The organism is Chitinophaga horti (assembly GCF_022867795.2).
In the GTDB taxonomy this organism is placed as follows: domain Bacteria; phylum Bacteroidota; class Bacteroidia; order Chitinophagales; family Chitinophagaceae; genus Chitinophaga; species Chitinophaga horti.
Window position 1 is genome coordinate 4,122,394 of sequence record NZ_CP107006.1, and the last position, 22,993, is coordinate 4,145,386.

Consider the following 22,993-nt stretch of genomic DNA (forward strand, 5'->3'; position numbering starts at 1 on the left):
GGTAATCATCACCCTTTATCCACGTCTACGATGGCCATTGAATTATAGCCGTTTCCCCCCACGGGGTAGTACACTCCGTTATCAAGCGAGACGAATTGCACCCCGAATACCAGGAACAACGGTTGATCGCTGTTGGCCGGTAACTGTGCCATCAGTGTCTGTTGTTCGGTTTCGATGACATCCCTTGCCAGCGGCTGGGTTTCATACAATGCTGTAGTTGCCTTACCGGTCTCGAAATCGAGCGCTGTTGCGGCAACCTGCAGCACGTAGTGCGTCGCGCCGGGCGGACCGATGATCGCGATGGCTGGCTTATAAGGCGCGATAGTCACCTTTGCTTCACCGCTCGCCCGGTCGATGACTGCGACGTATGGTGCGAGGATGGCGGTATACAACGGACTGTCTGCATTAAACTGGAAACTGTTCAGCATTTCCAGATCGCCATTCAATACACTTCGCTGGCCGCGCAGGTTTTGCATATCGGACTTCAGCACACGGCGCATCAGGGACATGAGCCTGTTGGAACAACGGGGATCTTTGGTGTTAGCAATGGCGCTATTCAACGCCTCCCTCAACACACGACCTGCATTTGCAGCGGTAGTAAAGTCCGACGCATTCTGGAGCACCGGAACGAACTTAGGATCATTCCGCATTCTCTCCCCATCAATGGGTGATTTTCTCCTGATCTTGAACCCATCTTTTACGCGATGAACTGTTTGGCCACCAAGTGACATTTCAATTTTCGTTTCTTTCATGTAATTTTTCATAATTAATGTTTTTAAAATAACTGATTACGGGATTTCATTGCGTAGGTTAAACCCCATTTACCTTCATCGATTTCCGGATTCGATAGTGCAAATATAGAGCGCCAAAACATCCAAAAATCAGCCACTGTCGCGGATTGGCGCGTTCTGTCGCGAGATGTCGCAACTACCGCTAAATGTCGTAATTGTCGCTAAAAAATGGGGGTGAGAGTTATGTGAAAGTTATCCGAGAGTTATCTGAGAGTTATCTGAGAGTTATGTCCACCCCACCCCCCAACTTGTCCACTTCACGATAAAATACCTCGTCCCCCACCCGCCTCTCCAAGACCTTCGCCTTACAATCATTCACATGAAAAAGATCGTCGATTTACTTCTTCCCTCCATCAATGTGTTAACCCGAAACAGCGATCCACTTGGCGCTGTGAAACAAACTAATGCCGGCGTTTTTAGTGTCAGCTATGCAGCCCGGAGTCTGGGGAACAAAAAATACGACAGCATGCGGTGACTGAAGCCGGCAACCTGCAATCCATAAAATTATGCTTACTTTAACACCTCCATGAAGAGAAGTACTATCAAAATATCTCCGGCTATCATCTGGTCGAGTTCCATTTTACTCGGCCTCCTGTCATCGGTGCCACAACTGGCGGCGCGACACTTTAACCTGGCGGAAGCGGCGGTGAATGCGGGCATTACGGCGGCATTCGCGCTGTTGATGTGGTATTTCAACATATTCGTCCTGCTCCGGCGGCCGCGTAAGCAGCAGCTTTCGTATACCGCACTATTCAGCAGCCTCGCGTTCGGACTGGTGATCATGCTCGGACTGGCTTACATCCAGCAGCTGATTCTTTCCCATATCGAATTTGGTCCAACGATGCTGATGGTGGAGGTGCGAGGCATTCTGATCAACCTGGTGTTTTATATGTTTTTACACCTGCTGCAGCAAAACCACGAAAACCAGCAGGTGAGCATGGAGCTGGACCAGGTCAAAAACGACAACCTGAGCGCGCAATACGAATTACTGAAACAGCAGGTAAATCCACACTTCCTTTTTAACAGCCTCAATACGTTAAAAGCGATGGTGGAAACGGGCGACCAGGAAACGATCCGGTTCATCATCAAACTATCTGACTTTTACCGCTACACGCTCGAAAGCCGCAAGCACGACCTGATACATGTGCGCGAGGAAATGGACATTCTTAATGCTTACCTGTTCCTGCAAAAGGCAAGGTTCGATGAGGGTTTTGTTTTTAAGAGCAGTCTGACCGAGCGCTCTATGAAGACGCTCATTCCGCCTTTCACGCTGCAACTGCTGGTCGAAAATTGCCTGAAGCACAACATCGTGTCGCAGGAAAAGCCGCTACATATCCATCTTTACGAAGAAGAAGATTACCTGGTACTACAAAACCCGGTGCAGCCCAAAAGGCAGCAGGACAACTCACTGGGCGTGGGCCTCGAAAACATCCGGCTTCGTTACGGCCACCTCATGAACAAAGAGGTGGAGGTGCTGAACGACCGGCAAACATTCACGATTAAACTGCCTTTCATTCATGAATATCATCATCGTTGAAGACGAAATAAAAACCGCTAAATCACTCGAACGCATTATACTGGAACTGAAGCCGGACGTTACCATAACGGACCGGCTTCAAAGCATCGAAAGTACCGTTAAACGTTTATCAACTGGCCCCTCGCCGGATTTGATATTTATGGATATTCAACTGGCAGATGGCCTCTGTTTCGAAATATTCAAATCAGTAAAGGTGACAAGCCCTGTTGTTTTTTGTACGGCCTTCGATGAATACTCACTGGAGGCGTTTAAAAACAATGGCGTTGATTATGTATTGAAACCGTTTACTAAAGAAGACATTGCGGATGCGCTTCAGAAGGTAGACGAGCTGAAAAACTTCTTCCAGAAACCCGCCATGCCCGACCTCACCGAGCTACTGAGCAAACTTGTGCAACCGGCAGGCAAAACGAGCTTCCTCGTATTTCAGCAACAGAAGTACCGCACGGTGAACGTACAGGACATTGCGCTGTTCTACATCCGCCATGATGCCACCTGGATTTTATGTTTCGATAAACAGCAATACCCCATCAGTCAATCGCTCGACCAGATCACGCAGTCGGTGTCGGGCAGGGACTTCTTTCGTTTGAACAGGCAGTCGCTGGTGGCGTTTAAAGCGATCAAGGAAGTGGAGCCGTATTTTCTGCGGAAGTTATACGTGAAGCTGGTAATTGAAACGCCTGAGAAGTTACTCGTCAACAAAGAAAAATCGCAGCAATTTCTGTCGTGGATGGAAGATCGCTGAGTCACTGTATCTCATCAATAGGGGCTGACCAAAAAGTACTGGTCAGCCCTAATTTATTCGGGTACCTGATGGAGACGTGTCATCGTGTAAGCGATTCACAAAGCCTTCATTTTACTTTTTGGTCAGCCACTTCTTTTTTTAGGGGGATACTCTTAGATAACCGGCACCGGCATTGCGCCGTAAATCCGGCGAAACATTACATAAGTAACACTTACCATGACGAACGCAATAATGGCATCTGTGGTGGCTGCGAAGCCCAGTACCGCGAGTTTGGAGAAGAAGGCGAACAGGATATCGAAGAAAATACCTGCAAATACCCATTCTTTCAACCGAAGCAGTTTGCCAGGCAACAATAATACGATCACGCCACTCACTTTAGCAACGCCCAGGATGTAAATAAAATGCGCCGGATAGCCGAGTTGCTGCGTGATGTCCCATACGATCGGGTTGCCTGTCAGTTCAAAAAAGCCGCTGGTGCCGAACCATAAAGAAGTAAGAATAACGCCGGTCCAATAAATGATGTTTGTTGTTTTGCCTGACATATGAGATAGTTTTTAGTGTGATTTGATAAGACAAAGTTGCACCGAAAGCGGGCTACAGTCCAGGTATAAGCGCCGGAAGCGGACAATTCACAGCCCGGAACGGACAATCTACGGCATCATGGAAGGCTGCATCGACAGGATGTATTTTACCCGCTCATCGCGTGCCTGCGGGGTGCCCTGTTCTACCTGGTAATCAATAGCTGTTGTGCCGACCTCGAGGCGCTCCACCCGCAGCAACTCACCATTGATCGTACTGCCATAAAAAAGAGGGTTGTCGTGGTACTTCCAGGTAACGAGCGTGTAGTTTGCGCCGGGCAGGGTGTCGCCTTTTAAGGCAGCGTTAAACGCAGATGGATTGCCGTAGAGGACAGACATCGTTTCCTGCCGCTTATTCACGCGGGAAGTAATCATTTGTTCATCGCCCGGATCAAAAACAATCCGTGTATGCGTGTCTGTCTCTTTACAAGCCGTGAGTGCGAGCAGACCGGCCAGCAGGTATTGCATCTTCATAAAAGTTATTTTACAGGATTTACTTTTAAAGGAACATTAAACAGGTAGCCGGTTTCTTTTGCCAACTGGCGATGGCAACTAATGCAGGACTGCACCGCGAACTGGGCCGTTTTACCAGTAGGCGTTAGTTTCGGGCCGGAGAACTTCGCGAAGCCCCAGCCTTCCGTATCAGGATACTTGCCGGCATCCTTCACCATAAATTGTGCATTGATAAATTTACCCGGACGCGTTTCGCCGTCGGGTGCTTCTAACTGTTCCCATACGGCTTTCACGACGATAGCACCATCAGGCCAGGGATGAAAATTTTCCTCGCGGATCGCTTTCACGGCGATGTCGTTCCCATACACCACCCGCATCGAATGATCGTATAACGTAGTAGCGCTGATCACCTTCCAGCTTTTAAATTCATCTGAATACACAATACCATTGGGCGAAACCGGGGCCGAAGGTGATGCCGGCTTGCTGTAAGCGGTCGTATCTGCCGGTGGCTGATGGGTAATAGATAACACGTAGTTTTTAATCGTCTCCACTTCCGCTGCATTCACCTTAGCACCGGGATGCAGCAGCGTGTAACGGGACAAAGGCATCGCGCCTGATTTCACCATATTCAGGATACCCCAAAGCTTGCCTACCTGCTCCTTTTCCGACAACTTATTCCATTCAGAAAAGTTCAGCACTTCCCTGGCCCGCTCCACGTCCTTATTCACCTGCCATGATACAGGAGCCACGCGGTTAAACCAGGGCAGTTCCTGCGTATTCGAATGGCAATCGTAACAAGCCCGTTGAAAGATGGCGGTCACTTCTGCCGGAGCGACAATGTCGCCCGTTATTGGCTTTTGGGGCAGCGGCGTCGCGGTAAACTGCAAAGCGAAAAACGCGATGGCCAATCCGCCGATCATATACTTTCTCATGGTGTACGCTTTATTGTTACTCAAAACTAGCAGTGGCTGCCCGCTTTGGCACGTAGCAAGTCCGGGAAACGGACAAAACGGGGGCTGAATCAGACAGGGGGTATTCCCGTTGCCGATTGTCCGGTACAACGGGTGATCTGTCCGGCAGGCGGCATTGCTTCTTCTCCCCTGCCACAACGCCCGTTACATTTGAGAAAAAACCGCAGATATGAAAACACTCACACTCATGCTCACACTCACGGCCGCCCTGATCTGTAATCGCCCGTTTGCCGCACCCTCCATCGTAAAAGGAGGCGACAGCAGCTTCGCAGTGATCGAATTATTCACGTCGGAAGGTTGCTCCAGTTGTCCGCCCGCCGACCACCTGATCGCACAACTGCGTGAGGCCGATACCGCCAGGCAGTTATACATTTTAGCGTTCCACGTCGACTACTGGGACCACCAGGGATGGAAGGACCGGTTTAGCCAGGCAGCCTGGTCACAAAGGCAACAGGCTTACGCCACCTGGCTGAACCGGCGGCAGATATACACGCCGCAATTGATCGTAAACGGCACCAGTGAACACATCGGGTCTGATGCAAATGCGGTAACCACGGCCCTGTCAGCGGCACTGGCGGCTTCGGGTGACAGGCAGCTCCGTATTTCAGCGGCCATCGACGGGAAGTTCATCGACATCTCTCATACGAACACACGTAACAACTTACAACTGGCCCTTGTACAAAAGGACGGGCGCAGCAACGTGCGCCGTGGGGAGAATGCGGGTAGCGAATTGGTGCATGTGCAAATTGTGCGGGAATTGATAACGGTGCGCGCTGGGGAAACAGGCAACGTGCGGATGCGTTCACCACAGGATTTCGATGCGAAGACGTGGGAGTTGATTGGGTTTGTGCAGGATGCGGAGAGTGGGCGGATTACGGACGCGGCGCGGTGTACATGGTAGCTCACTATGCACAAAAAGAGAAACCTAAGCAAGCCGGCCCGGCAAAACGACTGATAAAAAGAGGCTGCTCATTCGCTGTGAGACAGCCTCTTTTTATGCTATAACAATTCTTCCAGCTTAGCTTTTAATTCGGTCATTTTATTCGTTCTAAATACAAGCCGTCCCTGTTTGTCGAGCAACAGGTAAGCCGGGATCGCCTGTATGTTAAATTCCAGTGCAGACTTATTAGAGAAGCCCTGCAAATCCGACATATTTGGCCACGTTGTACCCTCTTCGAGTAACGCCTTCTTCCAAAGTTGAAGGTTATTATCCAGCGATACGCCGGCGATTTCAAAACGGGGGCCTTTGTACTTCGCATATAACTGCTTCAATTCCGGGTTATTCGCCCTGCATGGCCCGCACCAGCTCGCCCAGAAGTCGAGCAGCAGGTAATCGTGATAATTCAGTAATTGTTTTGAACTGATCATTTGCTTGCGTGTCGTGTCTGCCTGCGTCACTTCCGGAACTACAGCGCCGATACGCACCGAGTTGTAAGCCGCCAGCAACTTCACTACTCTTCGATAGCTTGGGTTACGTACATATTTTTCCGGCATATTTTTGATATATCGTTCGGCCGTTGCAAATGCCGCCGTGTCCCGATCATTAGGTATCAATAATTCGAGCGTCACAAAAGATTGCGGGTACACCATCATAAAACTATCGGTAATATGCCGCACGCGTTTACTCAACGAATCGACCCGCCGCCTGTAATGCGAAACCTGCGGCGTATCCATCGGTGTTTGCCTGCCTAGCTGCATCAGCTTATTGAAATCAGCTTCCAGTGCAGACTGGGTACTCCATCTCAGACCATCAAAATGACTGATCAAATCATGTTCGGCACTGCCCCTGATCGCGGCCTGGTATATACGGTTGGTGTCGGCCTTGATATAGACGGGCGTCGTGTCCAGGTAGAAACCGATGTAGGCACGCTGGGTTGACAGAAATAGTGCGTAGCGGCCTGCAAACGATATCTCGCCTGCAAGGAAAAAACTATCCCGGCCGTCTACCTTCACCGAATCGAGCAGCTCCTTTTCATGGTTAGGCAACGTGGGCGTAGGAGATAGATACAACGTTCTGCCGGCACCGTTATTCAGTTTCCCGGATATCTGGAATTTGTATTGGGCTTCAGCAGGCACGATGAATAAGATCGCGTAGCTTAGGAAGAGTAATCTTAACAGGCTAGTAAATTTACTGGTTGGCATAGTTGACACAATCGATTTTACGAACATATCGTAAATCTACGAATAATTCGTAACAAAGTAAAGACAGGTGCAAAAAAAGGCCGCCCCTTCCGGAGCGGCCACAAATTCAGGCTACACTTTCCTTACTTTTTATAACCATCATTCTGTACAAGATTCACATTGTTCGCCAGCTGGTTTGCAGGTATCGGGTAAATCTCCCGGTTCGCATCACCCGTACGCTGGTGATCCCACCAGGTACCGTTGATGAAGCGGCCGAAGCGAATGATATCGGTGCGGCGTTTGCCTTCAAAGATAAACTCGCGGCCTTTTTCTGCCAGCAGTTCATCCAACGTGAGTGTCGCTACGTTGTATTGTGCAGCTGGCCAGTCGGCCGTGGTAAATGCACGTCTGCGGGAATCGTTTACCAGGTTTACGGCTTCCTGTGTAGCCACACCGCCTGCTTTACGCATCAGGGCTTCTGCTTTAAAGAAGTAGATCTCTGTTAAGCGATAGATCATAAAGTGGTTCTCACGGTAGTTCGGATCGCTCAGGCGGCCGGTTTTGTATTTATTAAAACGCGCACCGCTGTTCTCCTCGCCTTTCGCCATGCCACCTTCACTGGTAAGATCGCCTTCACTTTCACGACGAATGGTGTTGACATATACGAGGGGCTTGTTCGCATACTCCTCTGTTCCGAGGATGGGAACAGTAGTACCGAATTTATATTGCGGCCCAAACAGGAACCACGTGGTTTTACGCAGGTCATTCGTTGCATAGGCATCGAACGCAGGCGGAGTTACCACGTAACCATTATTACCGGTATACCCCACGTCCAGCGCAGCGCTCATGTTGCTGAAGCCCATTAAAGGAATCCAGTCCCACACGAAGCCGCCTTTGTTGCTGTAGGCATATTGGAACAGGGCCTCGCGGGCAGACCTGTTCGTGTTGCCGAATGTCTCCAGCAGGTCAGGCGCCAGTTCCGGGCGACCGCCGGCACCTAAGCCACCGGCCTCGCCGCTCATGATTTTATCGCAGGCGGCAATACACTCGTCCCACATCGCTTTGCCTGTCCACTTTTCCGCATTCACGAACAAGTCGGCCATGATCGCGTAACCGCCGGTCTGACCAAGACGGCCTACCAGTTTGGTTTCGTAGCGCTGCAACTGAGGCACGTAGGTTTCCAGTTCTGTTTTCAGGAACTCAAACACCTGCGCACGTTTTACGGTTGGTGGGTTGGCGGGTTTACCTACCTGCGTCACCACCGGGATGTTGCCCCACAGATCGACCAGCTTCATATAGTGGAAAGCGCGTAGTACGTGCAGTTCCGCAATGATCGATTTCAGCTCTGCATCGGTCATGTTCAGGGCTGCAGCATTCAGTTTCTCCAGGTCTTCGATCGCGGCGTTGCAATAGCCCACACCTGTCCAGATGCCCACCCAGGCATTACGCATGCGGCCTTCATTGTCGGTCCAGGTATGATAGTGCTGGCGCATGTGATCGCCGTTGTCATAGGCGTGACGACCTTTCTGCGGCCAGGCCAGCTGGTCGGCCGACATTTCCGCATGATAGTAATAGCCATCCCCACGGATCGGCGCGATCCACGATTGCAGGTGCGTCATCGGGCGCAGGGCGGATTGCAGCACCTCGGTGCGGCTTTTGTAAAAGTTATCTTTATACAGATCGCTGTACACCGTTTCGTCCAGTTTGGTACAGGCGCTCATGCCAATACCCATGGCCAGCAGGCCGCTGATATATATCGCTTTTAATTTTACTCGTTTCATGATACTGATCTTTTAAAGTTTAGAAACCTACGCTGATGCCGGCTGTCCATGATTTAGTTCTCGGATAGAAGCCGCGGGAGTTTACACCGGTCTCAAAGCCGGTATCCTGTAACTCGGGATCAAGTCCGTCATAACCGGTAATAGTAAGGATGTTACGACCGGTTACGAATACACGCACTTTCTTGAAATACTTCACTTTACTCATATTGAAGTTGTAACCCAGGGTCACGTTGTCCAGTTTCACGAAGTCACCTTTCTCGATGTAGTAATCGGAGTACTGCGGGTCGTCGTTCAGCTTCGCATGTTTGTCGAAGGCGCTGTTATAAATATTGTTAGGCAGATAACGTTTGTTGCCGAAGAAGATCTCCTGCAGGTTGAGGATATCGAAGCCGAACTTGCCACGGAACAGGATGTTCAGATCGAAGTTTTTGTAACGGAAGGTCTGGTTCAGGCCCATCACGTATTTAGGTACACCGTTACCCAATATGGTACGGTCATCTTCTGTGATCTGCGAAGCAGGTGCTTTGCTGCCATCTTTCTTATAGAACAGCCATTTGCCGTTCTCATCGAAACCAGCGAAACGTTTGCCATAGAAGTTACCCACTTTACCACCTTCTTCCAGCCTGATAGCAGGGCCCATAGCACCCGGATTAGGGATATCGGAGAAAGTAAGGAAGTTGGCTTTATACAGCTCGTTCGACAGCTTGCTCAGTTTATTGAATTGCGAGTTGGCGGTGAGGTCGATGCTCCAATCAAAGTCTTCGGTCTTGAGCGCGTCAGCAGAAACGAGGATCTCTACACCATGGTTCTGCAAAGTACCTACGTTGGTGTATAGGTTGTCGCGTACGAACGGCGGCTGTTGAGCAGCATAGTTGTACAGGAGGTCTTTGGTCTGGCGGGAGTAGATATCGATCGCGCCCGTGATACGGTTTTTCAGGAAGCCGTAGTCGACGCCAATGTTCCATTCCGCTTTCTTTTCCCAACGTAAGTTCGGGTTCGGGTTACGCGCGGCGCCATAGGTTTGGTAGTAGATACCTTCCTGCGGATACACGCCGCCTGTCCCCAAGGTGATCAGCGACTGGTAGTTGGAAATACCCTGGTTACCCGTTACACCGTAACCGGCACGCAGCTTCAGGGAGCTGACGAAAGACAGGTCCTTCACAAAATCTTCTTCACTCATCATCCAGCCTAACGAAGCAGCCGGGAAGTTACCCCACTTGTTGTTCGCACCAAAGCGGGAGGAACCTTCTCTTCTGAAAATTACCTGCGCGAAGTACTTCTGCTTAAACGCGTAGCTGGCACGACCGAAGAAGGCGATGAGTGTATTGTCATCTTTGAAGCTGCCGATACCTGGCCTTGGCAAAGCCGTGTTGTTAGTAGCACTGCCTGCACCCAGGTTCCAATCGAGGAAGCCATCTGTCGTAAAACCATTATTGTTTACGTTAAAGCGCTCAAACGTACTGTATTGATAGCTGTAACCGGCGATAGCGGAAACGCTGTGTATACGGCTAATTTCCTTTGTGAAGTTGATAGTCGGCTCCATGGTTTTCGTCCAGGTGAGAATGTTCTCTTTGCTGGCGTAGCCCATGCCCTGCCAGCTGGTACCTGGCCTGTTCTCCCAATCGTTTTTAGAACGGAAGAAGCGGTTATTGTACATGTCGCGCACATAAGAGCCGAAGATCGATACTGACAGTTCCGGCGTGAGCGCCAGCGACAGCCGGCCGTCGCCGGAGAAAGTCTGCTGATCGCGTTCGTTGATACGATTAGCGAAGCGGGAAATAGGATTGTATCCTTCCAACACTTCATAAAAAGTACCATCCGCTTTGTACAAAGGTGCCGTCGGGTTCCAGGCCACTGCCTGTTCGAAATCGCCGCCACCCAGCAGGTTAGCTTTGTTAAAGTTGGCCACCATGTTGATCTGGAACGTCAGCTTATCGTCCATCCCTTTCTGATTGATGTTCAGCCTGGCGCCAAACTGCTCACGGGAGTTTTCTTTCGCAATGCCTTCGAAATTGTTATAGTATACGGAAGCGCGATAGTTGGTATTCGCTGAACCGCCGGCAGCCGAAAAGTTATGGTACTGGCTGAGGTTCGATTTGTTGATCAGCTCATTGTACATATCGGTAGAACCGCCGAGGTCAGTAGATGCAGCAATAACACCTTCGGATATCTTCTGGCGCCACTGTGCAGCAGACAGGAATTCGGGTTTACGGTCTACATAATCACGCTGGAAGTAGTTGTTATACTCATAACGCGGTGAGCCGGCTACTCCTTTTTTGGTCGTGATGAGGATTACCCCTGCGTTACCACGGGTACCGTAGATCGCCGCAGCAGAACCGTCTTTCAGTACGTCGAACGACTCAATATCGTCCTGTTGCAGCAGGTCGAGGTTACCACCGGGAATACCGTCGATGACGATTAACGGTGTAGACGTACCCGTGAGTGAAGTAACGCCACGCAACTGGAGCGATGGGCCGGAGTTCGGGTTATTCCCCTGCGTTCTCACGATATTCAGGCCAGCTACTTTACCCTGTATAAGGTCTAAAGGCGACCTGTTAGCGCCTTTGTTAAAGTCGGCGGACTTCACGGTGGCAATGGCGGAAGTTACCTCTTTACGCTTTTGCGTACCGTAACCCACTACCACTACTTCACCCAGTTTGCTGGTTTCTGCTTCGAGTGATGCATTGATAACAGACGACTTCCCTTCTTCGATCACCACTGCCGCCTTGCGCAGGGATTTGAAGGAAATGTAACTCACATCCAGCGTGTAAGTACCGGGAGGGACAGACATTTTGAACTTGCCGTCCATGTCAGTGAATACTGCCTTGTTCAGTTCCACGATGCGAACAGTCGCACCTGGAAGGCCTTCGCCTTTTACATCTGTAATGCGGCCTTCGAGGCTGCCGGGCTGTTGTTGTTTTACCAGGGTGATAATGCCACCCTTTTCTACATATTCAATACGGTTAGCGGATAATAACGTCTTGAGGACTTCGTCGAGCGTTTTGTTGGACAGGTGTACGTTTGAAACGGAAATAGCTTCGAGGTTCAACTGATCGGTGAAAGCAAAACTGGCCTGGCTTTTCTTTTCTACCTCGCGGATGGCGGTGTAGAGATTTGTTTTGTCGAAATCCACGTCCAGCCGCTTATTGAGCAACTGTGCTTCGGCCATCGCAGGAAATAGCAGCTGCGAGGCCGACAATGCAAAGAGATTCGCCATGATGGTCATGCGGGAACCCCGTAGCAGTAAATTCTTTTTCATTTGTATGATGATTAGCCTCCATGGCAGGCTGAATTGTTAACATAACAACTCATATCAATACCGTACCTTGGAGCGATTTGTTAATGACAAGTTGGCTATACTGGCCCTGGTCCGCACCTCCGGCTTCCAACCCGGTGCGACCTCAGTAACCGGGGACGGATTCCCATCTCCGTCCCTCTTTTTATCAGTAGATGATTATCTTATGGTCTCCCTCCTTTTTACATTTTTTTAACAATAGTCGCGATCAGGTCCATTACCTCCTGTTGCGGCTGATCCCTGCGCAGTGTCAGGTTATATTTGAATGACGTCACTTTTTTGTCTTCACTCCGCAGCTCGATGCCGTACAGGTTATGTACCGCCTGCGCCAACTCTTCGAAGCTGGCCTTTTCAAGGACGATGCGGCCTTCCGTCCAGCCATTGCTATGTTCTGCATGCACTGCTGCTACCTCGAACCGGCCGTTAGAGCGGTCGTAGTTAAGTCCCTGCCCTTCGGTTAATACCGCCAATGCACGTTGTTCTTCACTTACCTGCACCTTACCATTGTTAACGATCACCTTCACCCCATTCCTGGCGGGATAGGCGTTTACGTTAAAGGCGGTACCCAGTACTTTTACCTTCAATTTACCGGTGGCGATCACAAAGGGTTGCGCAGCATTTTGTTGCACATCAAAAAACGCTTCTCCATCGAGTGTGATGGAGCGATTGGTAGCGCCGAAACCTTCTGCCACGGTGAGCGTTGAATTAGCGTTTAACCAGATGGCAGTGCTGTCAGGAAGCGTGATCTTTTTCACCTGCATGTCGCCGGTGCTAAGCGCCACAGCTTCCATGCCCTTGTCTGTCCGGTCAGTGGCGATGTAATTCCAGAGCAAGGGCGTCAATATTCCGATACCTGCCAGCACAGCGGCAATGGCACGTATGCTGCTGCGTTTGTACCATTTAAGTGGTACAATGGGCGGAATGATCTTATTAAAGATGCGGGCGCGCACTTCGTCGGGCGTGCCTTTATACATAACCGGTTGCTGATCTTCAGGCAGGCTGTAAGACTCATACCAACAATCCACGAAGTACTGCTCGGCGTCGGTGGCCTCGTTGTTATAGTACTTCTTCAATATCTTCTTAAAGCGCGATGCATCCACGTTGTTATCCTTTTACAACAACATAGTACGCCGGCTAAAAAGAAAGTACCGCGGTTTAATGTTAACTCTGTATTAACAGAATAAGGAGCGCATAAAAAGACTGGTGAATGTCGGGGTGTTTTTCGGAGAGCGTCGTGCGTAAACGCTTTAAAGCCTCTGTAGTATTGTTTTTCACGGTTTGTTCCGCGAGGCCTAATGCTTCTGCTATTTCAGATATCGTATAATTTTCTGCGCGCAACAAAAATACCTGGCGCATGTTTCCGGGAAAATCTTTGATGGCTTCGGCGAGTGTACGGTTCACATCGCGTACGTTGAGCTGGTCGAGTACGGTGTGTTCCATGTCGGCTACGCGATCGAGCAGGTGTTTTACGGCAGCTTCGTGCAGGTTAGCGCGACTAAGGTATTTAATGATGCTGTACTTAATGGCGCGGCGCAGGTAATGTTCAAGGGGGGAATTGATCTGCAATTCGTAGCGGCGCTCCCAGATGCTGGTGAACACATCCTGTACCATGTCTTCGGCAACGGTTTGGTCGCGCAGGCGCTGGTAAGCGGTAGCATACATCTCCTGCCAGTATTTATTAAATATGGCTTCAAATGCATCCTGCCGTCCTTCCCGAAGCGCTTCTAGCACCACTACGTCTTCCGCTGGCATCGTCCTGTTCATTGTTTCTCGTAAAGCCGCAAAGATACCCCCCATTAGCGTCGTAAATGTTACCAGATCATTAATTCTCCAGCAACAACTCCTGCCCAACACCCGTTTCCTGCAGGAAACGCGCATCGTGCGACACCAGTATCAACGTACCCTTGTACTCATTTACAGCAGCTGTAAGAATGCCTATATTCTGAATATCGAGGTTATTAGTCGGTTCATCCAAAATAATAAGATCAGGCGCCTGGTTGCCGATCGTGAGGCAGCACAACAACAATCGCATCTTCTCTCCGCCGCTTAAGGCGTTGCAGGGTTTATCCCAATCGGCCCTGGTAAACAGGAAGCGGTTCAGTCTCGTTTTGATCTCATATTCTTCCAACGCGCCGCTGTTAAACGTTTGCGCCTGTTCATATACGGATATGTCACCTTGTACCAGGGAATAATCCTGGTCGATGTACAAGGCGTTCATTTCCGCACGTTCCAGCAAACCTGCTGTGGGAGCCAGCGTACCGAGGATGAGGCGAATGAGTGTTGTTTTACCGCTGCCATTGGGGCCATTTAAGGCCCAGCGTTCACCGCTGCGCAACTGGAAGTTGAGCGCGGTGGGCCAGAGCGGTTTATCACCATAGGCGTAGTTCAGGTCTTTGGCGGTAATTAATACTTTTCCTTTATGCAGATGCGAGTGATCGAGATCGATTTTCATCTTGTCCATATCGGGTAATGCCGCGCGCAGCTGTTGCAATTCCTGGGAGAGGTTATCGATTTTATCGGCGTGTACACCTTTCAGACGCGCAGTACTTTTTTCTGCATTGTTCCGGAACGTGTTCATGGAGATCGTGGGCAGCCCGGCCTTTTCCTGTTTCTTTTTGCCACGGGCATCCAGCTTCTGCTGCCGTTCAATGGCTTCCCTTTCGGTTTCGCGGGCTTTGCGCAGGGCCTTCTCCATACTCTTAACGTCCTGCTGCAGGGCGCCGGCGGCCAGCTCTTTTTGTTCTACATAGAAGTCGTAGTTACCACCGTAACGGGTAATGCCATCTCTGTCCAGTTCACAAACGGTGTCGATCAGGTTTAGTAAGGTACGGTCGTGGCTTACTACGACGAGCGTTTGGCGCGTGTTAGTAATGTAATCATACAACTGCTGCCGCGCCGGGGCATCCAGGTGATTACTGGGTTCATCCATCAATACCAGTTCGGGTTGATGGATGCGGATGCCCGCCAGGAAAACCTTTGTTTTTTGTCCGCCGCTGAGCGCTGCCATCGGGCCGAACAGATCGATGTCTGACAGCCCCCATTCGGCAAAGGCTTCGGTGCAACGTTCTTCGATCGTCCAGTCGTCTTCCAGCACGGTCATATTGGCTTCGCTTACGTCGCCGGCGAGTATGGACTGCAAAGCTTTCAGCTTACGGTCGATGCCGAGGGCTTCGGCGACGGAGCTGTCGTTGTATTGGCCTGTATGCTGAGGTACATAATAAGGTGCTGCATCGCGGCGGATGATGCCGGCAACGGGTGTTAAGATGCCGGCGATGAGCCGCAATAAAGTGGATTTACCGGCGCCGTTGTTGCCGATCAATGCGATTTTTTCGTGAGCCTGTACAGAAAGGTGAAGGTTCTCGAACAACACATCCCGGTTGGGATGGAGGTAGGTGATACTTTGCAGGGTAAGCATGTAAACTTTCTCTAAATGATGAATGATCAAAGGGCCGCTATGGCGCCTTTGCAGGATTATCTATTTAAAAAGAAAGTAAATCTCACATGCTGATCGTGTTCGTGAACAATACCGCAAAGATAGGTAATCTGCCTAAAAGGCCAAAAGTGGAGACGTCCGCCTGTTGTACAAACCATGGCTTTACTTGCTTTAAATATTCGAATCGACTAATAATCAACGGATTAAAAGTCAGCCCAACAACCGCTCACCGCTTTATGGCATAACCTTTGCTTCTGCACAGGTACCATATAAAAACCATCTAACTTTTTTAAAGCACTAATATATGAGAACACACATCTTGTTATCTGCAACCTTATTAACCGGCGCAATGTTCGGCAGTGGTTGTGTGAGCAACAAAAAATTCGGTCAACTGCAAACGAGTTATAACGATCTCCAAAATGCAAACCGCGCCCTGGATGCCAAGTACCAGGAAACACAGCGGAACCTGACCGGCGCTACTACCCGTGTACAAAGCCTGGAAGAACAGATTGCGGCACAACGTACCGGACTGGCGTCGTTACAGGCGGCCCTGGACAAATGTCTGAACTCCAGCAGCCAGGGTAACGTAAACATCTCTAAACTGGTGGATGAGATCAACTCTTCCAACAAATACATCCAGCACCTGGTGAACACGAAGAACAAGAGCGACTCATTGAACATGGTGCTGACCAACAACCTTACCCGCTCCCTCAGCCGCGAAGAAATGCGCGATGTGGACGTGCAGGTATTGAAAGGTGTAGTATACATCTCGCTGTCTGATAACATGCTGTACAAATCCGGCAGCTATGAAATTTCTTCCGCTGCAGGTGCTACCCTCGGCAAGATCGCGAAGATCATCACCGACTACAAAGATTACGATGTGCTGATCGAAGGTAATACGGATAATGTGCCTATCACTACGACCAACATCCGTAATAACTGGGACCTTAGTGCGCTGCGTGCATCTTCGGTGGTACAGGCGTTGCAGAACAACTACGGTGTAGATCCTAAAAGGCTTACAGCCGGCGGCCGTGGCGAATACAACCCGATCGCTTCCAACGCCGATCCTGCAGGTAAAGCTAAAAACAGGCGTACGCAGATCATCATTACGCCGAAACTGGACCAGTTCATGGACCTGATCGAGAAAGCGCCTGCTTCAGACAGCACCAGCGTTCCGGCACCGGCAGCTACGACTCCGCAACAGTAATTACTCCTTACACATAGCAAAAGGGCTGAACTTTCGAAGTTCAGCCCTTTTCATTTTGGTTATTGTTTAATGATCCGCTTCACATACCGTTTCTTTCCATCACTGATCTCTACATGGTAAACGCCCGCAGGCAAAGCGCTTACGTCTACCTTCAGCTGCTTTTCGCCAGGCAGCTTTTTGTCCATCACCGCCTGTCCGTTCAGACTGTAAATCCTTACCTGCACCGATGTAGCCGTTGATGGCAATTGCAAGGTAAGCAGGGAAGTAACCGGGTTAGGATATACTGCTACCGGTAAGTCCACCGCTTTGGGTGTTGCCATTCTTAAACCCGCACCACCGCCGTACATATTACTTACCGCTGCATCGTTCATGGCGTAGTTGTAAATCCGGAAGTCATCATATGTATGATCCGAATACGCGTCTGCCGGGAATTGCGAGCGGCCGAGGTAATTCTTAGTGGTGATGCCCATATCGGAAGGCTTCACGTTCGCGCTGCTATCGGTGTATTGCAAGGTGCCATTTACATATACTTTAAATACGGAGCCTTGTTGCGATAACACCAGGTGCGTCCAGGCATTGAGTGGCAGCTCGTACGGGATGTAACGATCGTAGTTGCCGGTTGCACAGGTGATCTTGTAGCGGATGCTCGTCCCTACACGTGGCGCCAGGATCATAAATACAGACGTGCTGCTACCAAAGTCGAACAGCCGGGTGTTGGTACCCTGGTTAGCAGGCAGCTTGAACCAGGTGGCGATGGTGAAATCATCCAGGTCGCTTACGACGCCGTTTTCCAATTGCACATAAGAGCTGGAGGCTTTAACCAGGTTTACGGCACCGGTCGAGCTGTCTTTCCCGGAAGTCCACACCGCCGCATTGTACAGCGTTCCATTGTAACCACCCCAGTTGTCTTTTGCGAGCGTACCGGTATTTTCATTGAAGTTGATGTGCAGGTGACGACCGAGGACAGGCGTGCCTGCCAACACCGCGCTGGCCGGACTGTAACCGGCCGCGTTGTAGGCGATCAGCTTGTAATAATAAGTAACGCCGTTGGTACGCGATGCATCTTCATAACGCAAGGCATCCAGGTTAGTGGCGATCGTATCGTACGTTCCGTTTTGCGTAGTGGCGCGTAACACGATGTATTTCGCATCGTACATAAAATCCCAGGTGAGCGTCACTTTTGCATCACCAGCGGCGATACGCGGATTGGTAACCCCGGAAGGCGTTACCAGTGCGGGCGTAGTGCGTGAAAGCACGGTGGAATTAGCGCTTTCACCGGCGGAGTTGAGCGTGGTGACTACATAGTAATATGTCGTGTTGGGCGTTAAGCCTTCATCGAGGTGGGTGAGCGCGGTGGTACGGGCAACGATAGTTGTAAACGGACCAGATGCGCTGGTGCCGCGTTTCAGGTTATACGAACGTACGTTACTGCCCGCATTCCAGGTCAGCCTCATCTTTGATGATGATAACACTTCGCCCGTCAGGCTGGATGGCGCTACCGGAGCCGCATCGCGCAGTACCTCGTGTGTGCCGGAGTAAACGAAGGTTACGCCATTGGTGCCAAATGCCTTCAGGCGATACGTTGCTTTCGCAAATACACTGTCTTCATAATTGATCACCGAGCCATGTGTGTAGCTGGTAAACTGTGCGGCGGTGACGAAATCTGCATCACGCCCATCTATCTTTCTCTCCAACACATATTTCGATCCCATCTCGCCGTTAATATCGGTCCAGGAAAGGTTTACGCGGAAGTAGTCGGTACTTTTGATGCTGCTGTAAATTTGTGGCGACACGAGCTTCCACTGGTGCACAAATGCTACTGCGGGATTGTATGCCAGCGCCGATTTGCTGGCTGCATAGTACTTACCGGCCGGCGTGAGCGTATCTGCCAGTATTAATGCGCGTTTGTTTTCTACCCAATCGTAAATCGCATAGCGTTCGATGAAAGACGAGGTGTCCAGCACATTCAGGATTCCTTTCAGATCATTCAGCTGTTTCTGGAATTGAGCAGCCGTATCCGTCGGCCAGGTTTCGGTCGTCCAGTTGGCACCGTTGTTCCATTCAGTGATCCAGATGGGGCGTTTAAACTGATCGTAGATGGCCTTTAACCTCGAATACCACTGTTGTGGCGTTTGTCCGCCCCAGTAACAATGGATAGCAACAAAGTCTACCCGATAGTTGAGTGAATCGGCTTTAGCCATGAATTTATCCAACCAGGCGGGCGGACTCGCAGGTGCAGGCGAACCTAATCTTAACCCGGATTTGGTCAACTCCGGCCACTGACGAATCGCATCTTCCACCGTCATATTTGCCTGATCGGGGCGGTCGGGTTCATTATAACCTAACAGGTGACTGATATTACTTTTTGAATTGATCGCACCAAAGTCAGGCCAGCCGCCATGTTGACGAATGGCCGCGTACTCATAATCAAGCGTAGTGCTCCCGCCGATGTTCCAGTCATAATACCAGGTGGAATTGGTTTTGTCCACCGGTGTACCGCCCCCGCCTTGCCCTTCTTGCTCACCCAATTCCACTTGAACACGCGCACGAACGATACCGTTGTATCCAGCCCGGCAGGCATATTGTTCACCACGAGATCAGAATCGTTGGCTACGAACACGCGGCTATAGCCCGTTCCATCTGCATTGTTAGCGAACGTGGCTACATATCCTCTTTTCAGTTTGAAAGAACGGATCTTGTTATTGAGCGCACCCAGGTTGTTGTACACCTCTATCGGGTACGTAGCTGATGTGCCTGTAAGGTTTTGCTGGTTGTATACCTGAACGGCCGCCTGCGAGGTAAGATGACCATTTGGTATCACGACCGTTCCATTTTTATAAGGCGCCATGCGAACATTCGAATTATTGACGGCAGGTGCGCCGTTGATCGTCACGCTGCTGAGCCAATTGGCGGCTACCACCGAGGGTTTGATGTTATCGAAGAAGAGCCAGGCGTCGTTGGAGTTGAGCGCGAAAGTAGCATTCACGAACGGCGTATACTCGCCGGTGAGGTGTACGTCCGTTTTACCGCCCACGGTGTAATCTGTGTTAAAAGTAGTGGGCAGATATTGTGAGTTGCCCGTCAGCGACACCGACTGTTTCGGCCCGGTCACGATCGCGTTAGGCGCCCATGCACCGTCTTCATACGTCACACTGCTGATTTCCATATTCACCGCGCCGGACGGGTAGTTTTTACCGAACACAAAACGCGGGGTGAAGTTGATAGCGCGTAAAGCCAGTTCGCCGATCGAATACAGTCCCCAGTCGCCGGTGATCGTGAGGTAATACGTACCCGCCTCCTGCGAAGTGAACTGGAAGCTCTCGCGTTTAAGCGCCCTGGTACCATCGGTAACGAACACCTTTGAGGCGATGCGGGCTGTTACAGCGGTCGTTTTGCCGATACCGACGGTAATGTTTTTCGCGCCTGTCGCATTGGAAATATACGCATGCAGCATCGAGAAATTATAGTTCGTGTTCGCCGCCAGCGTTACCGGGAAGTGGTAGGACGCAGCCTGGTAGGTACTGTTATCCCAGCGGATGTAAAATATCCTGCCGGAATAGGTGCTGCCATTCAGCGTATGCAGATTCGAGCCGGAGGATGCGTTTACATCCATGTACCGCGCGCCGCCGCTGCCGTTGGCCGTGTTAAACAATGTGGTGACCGTCGTGCCGGTGAGTCCCCAGCCATAGTCGCTGGGCCTGCCGGTGCCTGCGCCACCGTTCCAGGATGCGGCTACATTCGGGCCGGCGCCACTGTCCAACGGCACCTCGGTTTCTACACCGGCTACCAGGTCTTTTACGGAGGCTAAGGGTTTAGATAACAGGTACGCACCATTCTGGTAGATGTGCGCCGAGTCGTTCTTCACGGCTACCCGTACCGTATAGAATTGTCCGGTCGTGGTGGCAGACAATGCTTGCAGTGCCGTCACCGGGTTGGACCAGCTGAAGGCGCTCGCGCCCAGCGACAGGCGGAAACCGTTGAGATTCGCGCCGCGGCCTTCGATGTCCAGTCCGCGGCCGGTGGCGGAATTTACTTTTGCTACGACCTGCAGCGTATAACTCGCGGGCAGTGTGCGCTGCCTGGTCACGGTATCCACTGCGGAAGCATTGGTAAATGTGCGGGTAGACAATAAATTGGTACTAAGTGTTGCTTTCGTGGGCAGCGTTGGTGCCTGGGCATTTGTGTCTTCGACAAACAGACTCGCCAGGCCGGCGGCCAGCAGGATGCAGGGTCTAAGTTTTCTCATGAACGGGAATTTGGGTTTACATGAAATTACCGCTCATCAGCAACTTGGAAGGTGGGCAAACTCGGACAATTAAGGGGGAAATCGGTCAATCCACCGGAAAGCGGGGCTTGCCGGTGGAGGTTGACCGATTGAGCGGTTGCGACATCACCCGGCGCAACGGTCGCTAGCCGGTGGAAGTTGACAGATTGTGCGGTTGCGATTACTTACGCAACGCGAGTGGTGTCGCTTGTCCCACCGGTTCGTCTGCCGGTGAAGGTTGACCGATTGTGCGGTTGCGATTACTTACGCAACGCGAGTAGTGTCGCTAGTCCCACCGGTTCGTCTGCCGGTGAAGGTTGACCGATTGTGCGGTTGCGATTACTTACGCAACGCCAGCTGTATCGCCTGGCCTACCGGACTCTCCGCATCCACTTCCGGCGCCCCGCGGAAAAACAATGGCGGTTGCGCGAGGAAACGTGGATGCGAGCCATGATGCGGTTGGGCGGCATGCACCAGGAATGGATGACAGAGGTATACCGTACCGGCGGCACCGGTAGCCAGTACTTCCGAGCGTGCCGGGAAGCCGGGGATCTGCGTAGCAAGCTCCATCAATGACAGGCCTTCGTCGCCGGCAGGTGCCAGCACCCGGGCCACGTCCTGGTGCGAGCCTGCGAGTATACGGGTGGGCGCATCCTGCTCACCGGTATCAGAGAACAGGAAGAGCATCAGCAATGCGCGGCCCTTCGACCGTATATTGGATCGCCACTGAAAATAATCCGTTGGATCGTCGCCGGGGAAACTTACATCTACATGCCAGCCGGTGTCATTCGGTTCGCCCGGTGCCGGAAAGCGAACGGGAAAAGTGCCCATGGCGCGACAGGGGGCCCATCTGCCCACCCCCGCTAATTGATCAAAGGCCGCCTGTAACATGGTGGAATTGGCCGCTTCGATAAACGGCGCCTGGGAGTACATACCCAATCGTATAACGGGCTGCGTCCAGGTGGAAGGATCGTGCCGATCTACCGGTAAATCTTTCCAGAGAATATTTACAGCAGCTTCGGCTGTTTCGCGGGAGAAAGCCTGATCGATGCGGACATACCCGTCGCGGATAAACTGTGCTATTTGTTGTGTACTTAGTACTTCTTTCATGTTGATGAATTGAGGATGAGCAATGAAAACATGTGCTCCCGGGGAGGGAACAAACGGCATGATGGCCGTGAGAAGTAATTAAAGTGTTGGAGACATCCTCATGAAGCAAATATATCGATTATCATTTGAACGACAATCCCTGCGCCTCTAACGCGGCGTGTAGTGCAGGCAGCGATGCCTTTCCCATGCCATGCAGCTCCAGGATGTCGGCTTCGCTATATTTGGCAAGCTGTTTCACCGTTTTGATGCCCTTATTGGCCAGTGCACGCTGCGCCGGGGCCGATAACTTCAGGAAGGGATTTTTAGCCGCCGCCAGTTCAAAGTTTTCATTTAGTCTGAACTTCACGATCTTTTTTACCAGGGCCAGCGGCAACGGTTTATCCAGCGGGAACTGCACGGCCCCTTTAGAGGAGGTATACACCGACAGCTCCTTTTCAAAAGCTTGGATACCAGAGGGGGCGGGGTAAAAGCCAATGTGCTGTTTATAGCCGGCAAAATGAACGAGGTTACCGTGCCACGTAAATGTCGGCATCGCGTAATTAAAGGTTTCCTCCGCTTCCGGCGCGGCCTGTGCAATCGCTTCCCGCAATTGCTGCAGTAACACCTGGGTGCCGGCGGGGAAAGTGGCTATGTATTGATCGATGTTCATAACGCCCGGTTTTATGACCGAAAGGTAGCACATCCCCGGGAAACAAACCGGGGCATGCGCG

The 22,993-nt window shown here is 51.1% G+C and carries 19 protein-coding genes; 5 read left to right on the forward strand and 14 right to left on the reverse strand.

The window, feature by feature from the left end:
• Window positions 1-8: 8 nt before the first annotated feature.
• Window positions 9-764, reverse strand: a complete 756-nt coding sequence (locus MKQ68_RS16645; protein ID WP_264280097.1) for a hypothetical protein — start codon at window positions 762-764, stop codon at window positions 9-11.
• A gap of 346 nt (window positions 765-1,110) precedes the next feature.
• Here MKQ68_RS16645 and MKQ68_RS16650 point away from each other — a divergent pair, with 346 nt between their 5' ends.
• From MKQ68_RS16650 to MKQ68_RS16660, 3 genes are read left to right on the forward strand one after another with little or no spacing between them, the layout of a single operon-like run.
• Window positions 1,111-1,266, forward strand: coding sequence for a hypothetical protein (locus tag MKQ68_RS16650; protein WP_264280098.1), 156 nt, complete (start codon window positions 1,111-1,113; stop codon window positions 1,264-1,266).
• Between the two features lie 51 nt (window positions 1,267-1,317).
• On the forward strand, window positions 1,318-2,328 hold the full coding sequence (locus MKQ68_RS16655; protein WP_264280099.1) for a sensor histidine kinase: 1,011 nt from the start codon (window positions 1,318-1,320) through the stop codon (window positions 2,326-2,328).
• Window positions 2,309-3,070, forward strand: coding sequence for a LytR/AlgR family response regulator transcription factor (locus tag MKQ68_RS16660; protein WP_244840714.1), 762 nt, complete (start codon window positions 2,309-2,311; stop codon window positions 3,068-3,070). The genes MKQ68_RS16655 and MKQ68_RS16660 overlap by 20 nt, the downstream gene beginning before the upstream one ends.
• 152 nt (window positions 3,071-3,222) lie before the next feature.
• On the opposite strand, the gene MKQ68_RS16665 is transcribed toward MKQ68_RS16660, so the two are convergent.
• From MKQ68_RS16665 to MKQ68_RS16675, 3 genes are all read right to left on the reverse strand, one after another.
• Window positions 3,223-3,612, reverse strand: coding sequence for a DoxX family protein (locus MKQ68_RS16665; RefSeq protein WP_264280100.1), 390 nt, complete (start codon window positions 3,610-3,612; stop codon window positions 3,223-3,225).
• A gap of 108 nt (window positions 3,613-3,720) precedes the next feature.
• Window positions 3,721-4,122: a cytochrome P460 family protein gene (locus MKQ68_RS16670; RefSeq protein ID WP_264280101.1), complete on the reverse strand. Its 402-nt coding sequence runs from the start codon at window positions 4,120-4,122 to the stop codon at window positions 3,721-3,723.
• A gap of 5 nt (window positions 4,123-4,127) precedes the next feature.
• Window positions 4,128-5,033, reverse strand: a complete 906-nt coding sequence (locus MKQ68_RS16675; RefSeq protein ID WP_264280102.1) for a heme-binding domain-containing protein — start codon at window positions 5,031-5,033, stop codon at window positions 4,128-4,130.
• Between the two features lie 208 nt (window positions 5,034-5,241).
• Here MKQ68_RS16675 and MKQ68_RS16680 point away from each other — a divergent pair, with 208 nt between their 5' ends.
• Window positions 5,242-5,973: a DUF1223 domain-containing protein gene (locus tag MKQ68_RS16680; protein ID WP_264280103.1), complete on the forward strand. Its 732-nt coding sequence runs from the start codon at window positions 5,242-5,244 to the stop codon at window positions 5,971-5,973.
• Between the two features lie 98 nt (window positions 5,974-6,071).
• Here the strand turns inward: MKQ68_RS16680 and MKQ68_RS16685 are convergent, their stop codons facing one another.
• From MKQ68_RS16685 to MKQ68_RS16710, 6 genes are all read right to left on the reverse strand, one after another.
• Window positions 6,072-7,214 (reverse strand): TlpA disulfide reductase family protein, encoded by a 1,143-nt coding sequence (locus tag MKQ68_RS16685; RefSeq protein ID WP_264280104.1) that lies wholly within the window; start codon window positions 7,212-7,214, stop codon window positions 6,072-6,074.
• Between the two features lie 122 nt (window positions 7,215-7,336).
• Window positions 7,337-8,974 carry a RagB/SusD family nutrient uptake outer membrane protein gene (locus tag MKQ68_RS16690; protein WP_264280105.1) on the reverse strand — a complete coding sequence of 546 codons (1,638 nt, stop codon included), beginning with the start codon at window positions 8,972-8,974 and terminating at the stop codon, window positions 7,337-7,339.
• 19 nt (window positions 8,975-8,993) lie between these two features.
• Entirely contained in the window at window positions 8,994-12,233 is a 3,240-nt protein-coding gene (locus MKQ68_RS16695; RefSeq protein WP_264280106.1) for a SusC/RagA family TonB-linked outer membrane protein, read from the reverse strand.
• Between the two features lie 218 nt (window positions 12,234-12,451).
• Window positions 12,452-13,369 (reverse strand): FecR family protein, encoded by a 918-nt coding sequence (locus MKQ68_RS16700; protein WP_264280107.1) that lies wholly within the window; start codon window positions 13,367-13,369, stop codon window positions 12,452-12,454.
• Window positions 13,370-13,430: 61 nt separating this feature from the next.
• Window positions 13,431-14,033, reverse strand: a complete 603-nt coding sequence (locus tag MKQ68_RS16705) for an RNA polymerase sigma factor (protein ID WP_264280108.1) — start codon at window positions 14,031-14,033, stop codon at window positions 13,431-13,433.
• Window positions 14,034-14,091: 58 nt separating this feature from the next.
• On the reverse strand, window positions 14,092-15,684 hold the full coding sequence (locus tag MKQ68_RS16710; protein WP_264280109.1) for an ABC-F family ATP-binding cassette domain-containing protein: 1,593 nt from the start codon (window positions 15,682-15,684) through the stop codon (window positions 14,092-14,094).
• Window positions 15,685-16,006: 322 nt separating this feature from the next.
• On the opposite strand from MKQ68_RS16710, the gene MKQ68_RS16715 reads away from it, so the two are divergent.
• Complete coding sequence (locus tag MKQ68_RS16715) at window positions 16,007-16,909, forward strand: OmpA/MotB family protein (RefSeq protein ID WP_264280110.1); 903 nt, start codon at window positions 16,007-16,009, stop codon at window positions 16,907-16,909.
• 59 nt (window positions 16,910-16,968) lie between these two features.
• Here the strand turns inward: MKQ68_RS16715 and MKQ68_RS16720 are convergent, their stop codons facing one another.
• The 4 genes from MKQ68_RS16720 to MKQ68_RS16735 form a co-directional block, all read right to left on the reverse strand.
• Complete coding sequence (locus tag MKQ68_RS16720; RefSeq protein ID WP_264283653.1) at window positions 16,969-19,359, reverse strand: glycosyl hydrolase; 2,391 nt, start codon at window positions 19,357-19,359, stop codon at window positions 16,969-16,971.
• The gene (locus MKQ68_RS16725) at window positions 19,251-21,155 is read right to left on the reverse strand and encodes a hypothetical protein (RefSeq protein WP_264280111.1); all 1,905 of its coding nucleotides are present in this window, start codon (window positions 21,153-21,155) and stop codon (window positions 19,251-19,253) included. Before MKQ68_RS16725 ends, MKQ68_RS16720 begins: the two co-directional genes overlap by 109 nt.
• A 357-nt stretch (window positions 21,156-21,512) precedes the next feature.
• Window positions 21,513-22,283 carry a phytanoyl-CoA dioxygenase family protein gene (locus MKQ68_RS16730; protein WP_264280112.1) on the reverse strand — a complete coding sequence of 257 codons (771 nt, stop codon included), beginning with the start codon at window positions 22,281-22,283 and terminating at the stop codon, window positions 21,513-21,515.
• A 121-nt stretch (window positions 22,284-22,404) separates the two neighbouring features.
• Window positions 22,405-22,932 carry a DUF1801 domain-containing protein gene (locus MKQ68_RS16735; RefSeq protein ID WP_264280113.1) on the reverse strand — a complete coding sequence of 176 codons (528 nt, stop codon included), beginning with the start codon at window positions 22,930-22,932 and terminating at the stop codon, window positions 22,405-22,407.
• Between the last annotated feature and the right edge of the window lie 61 nt (window positions 22,933-22,993).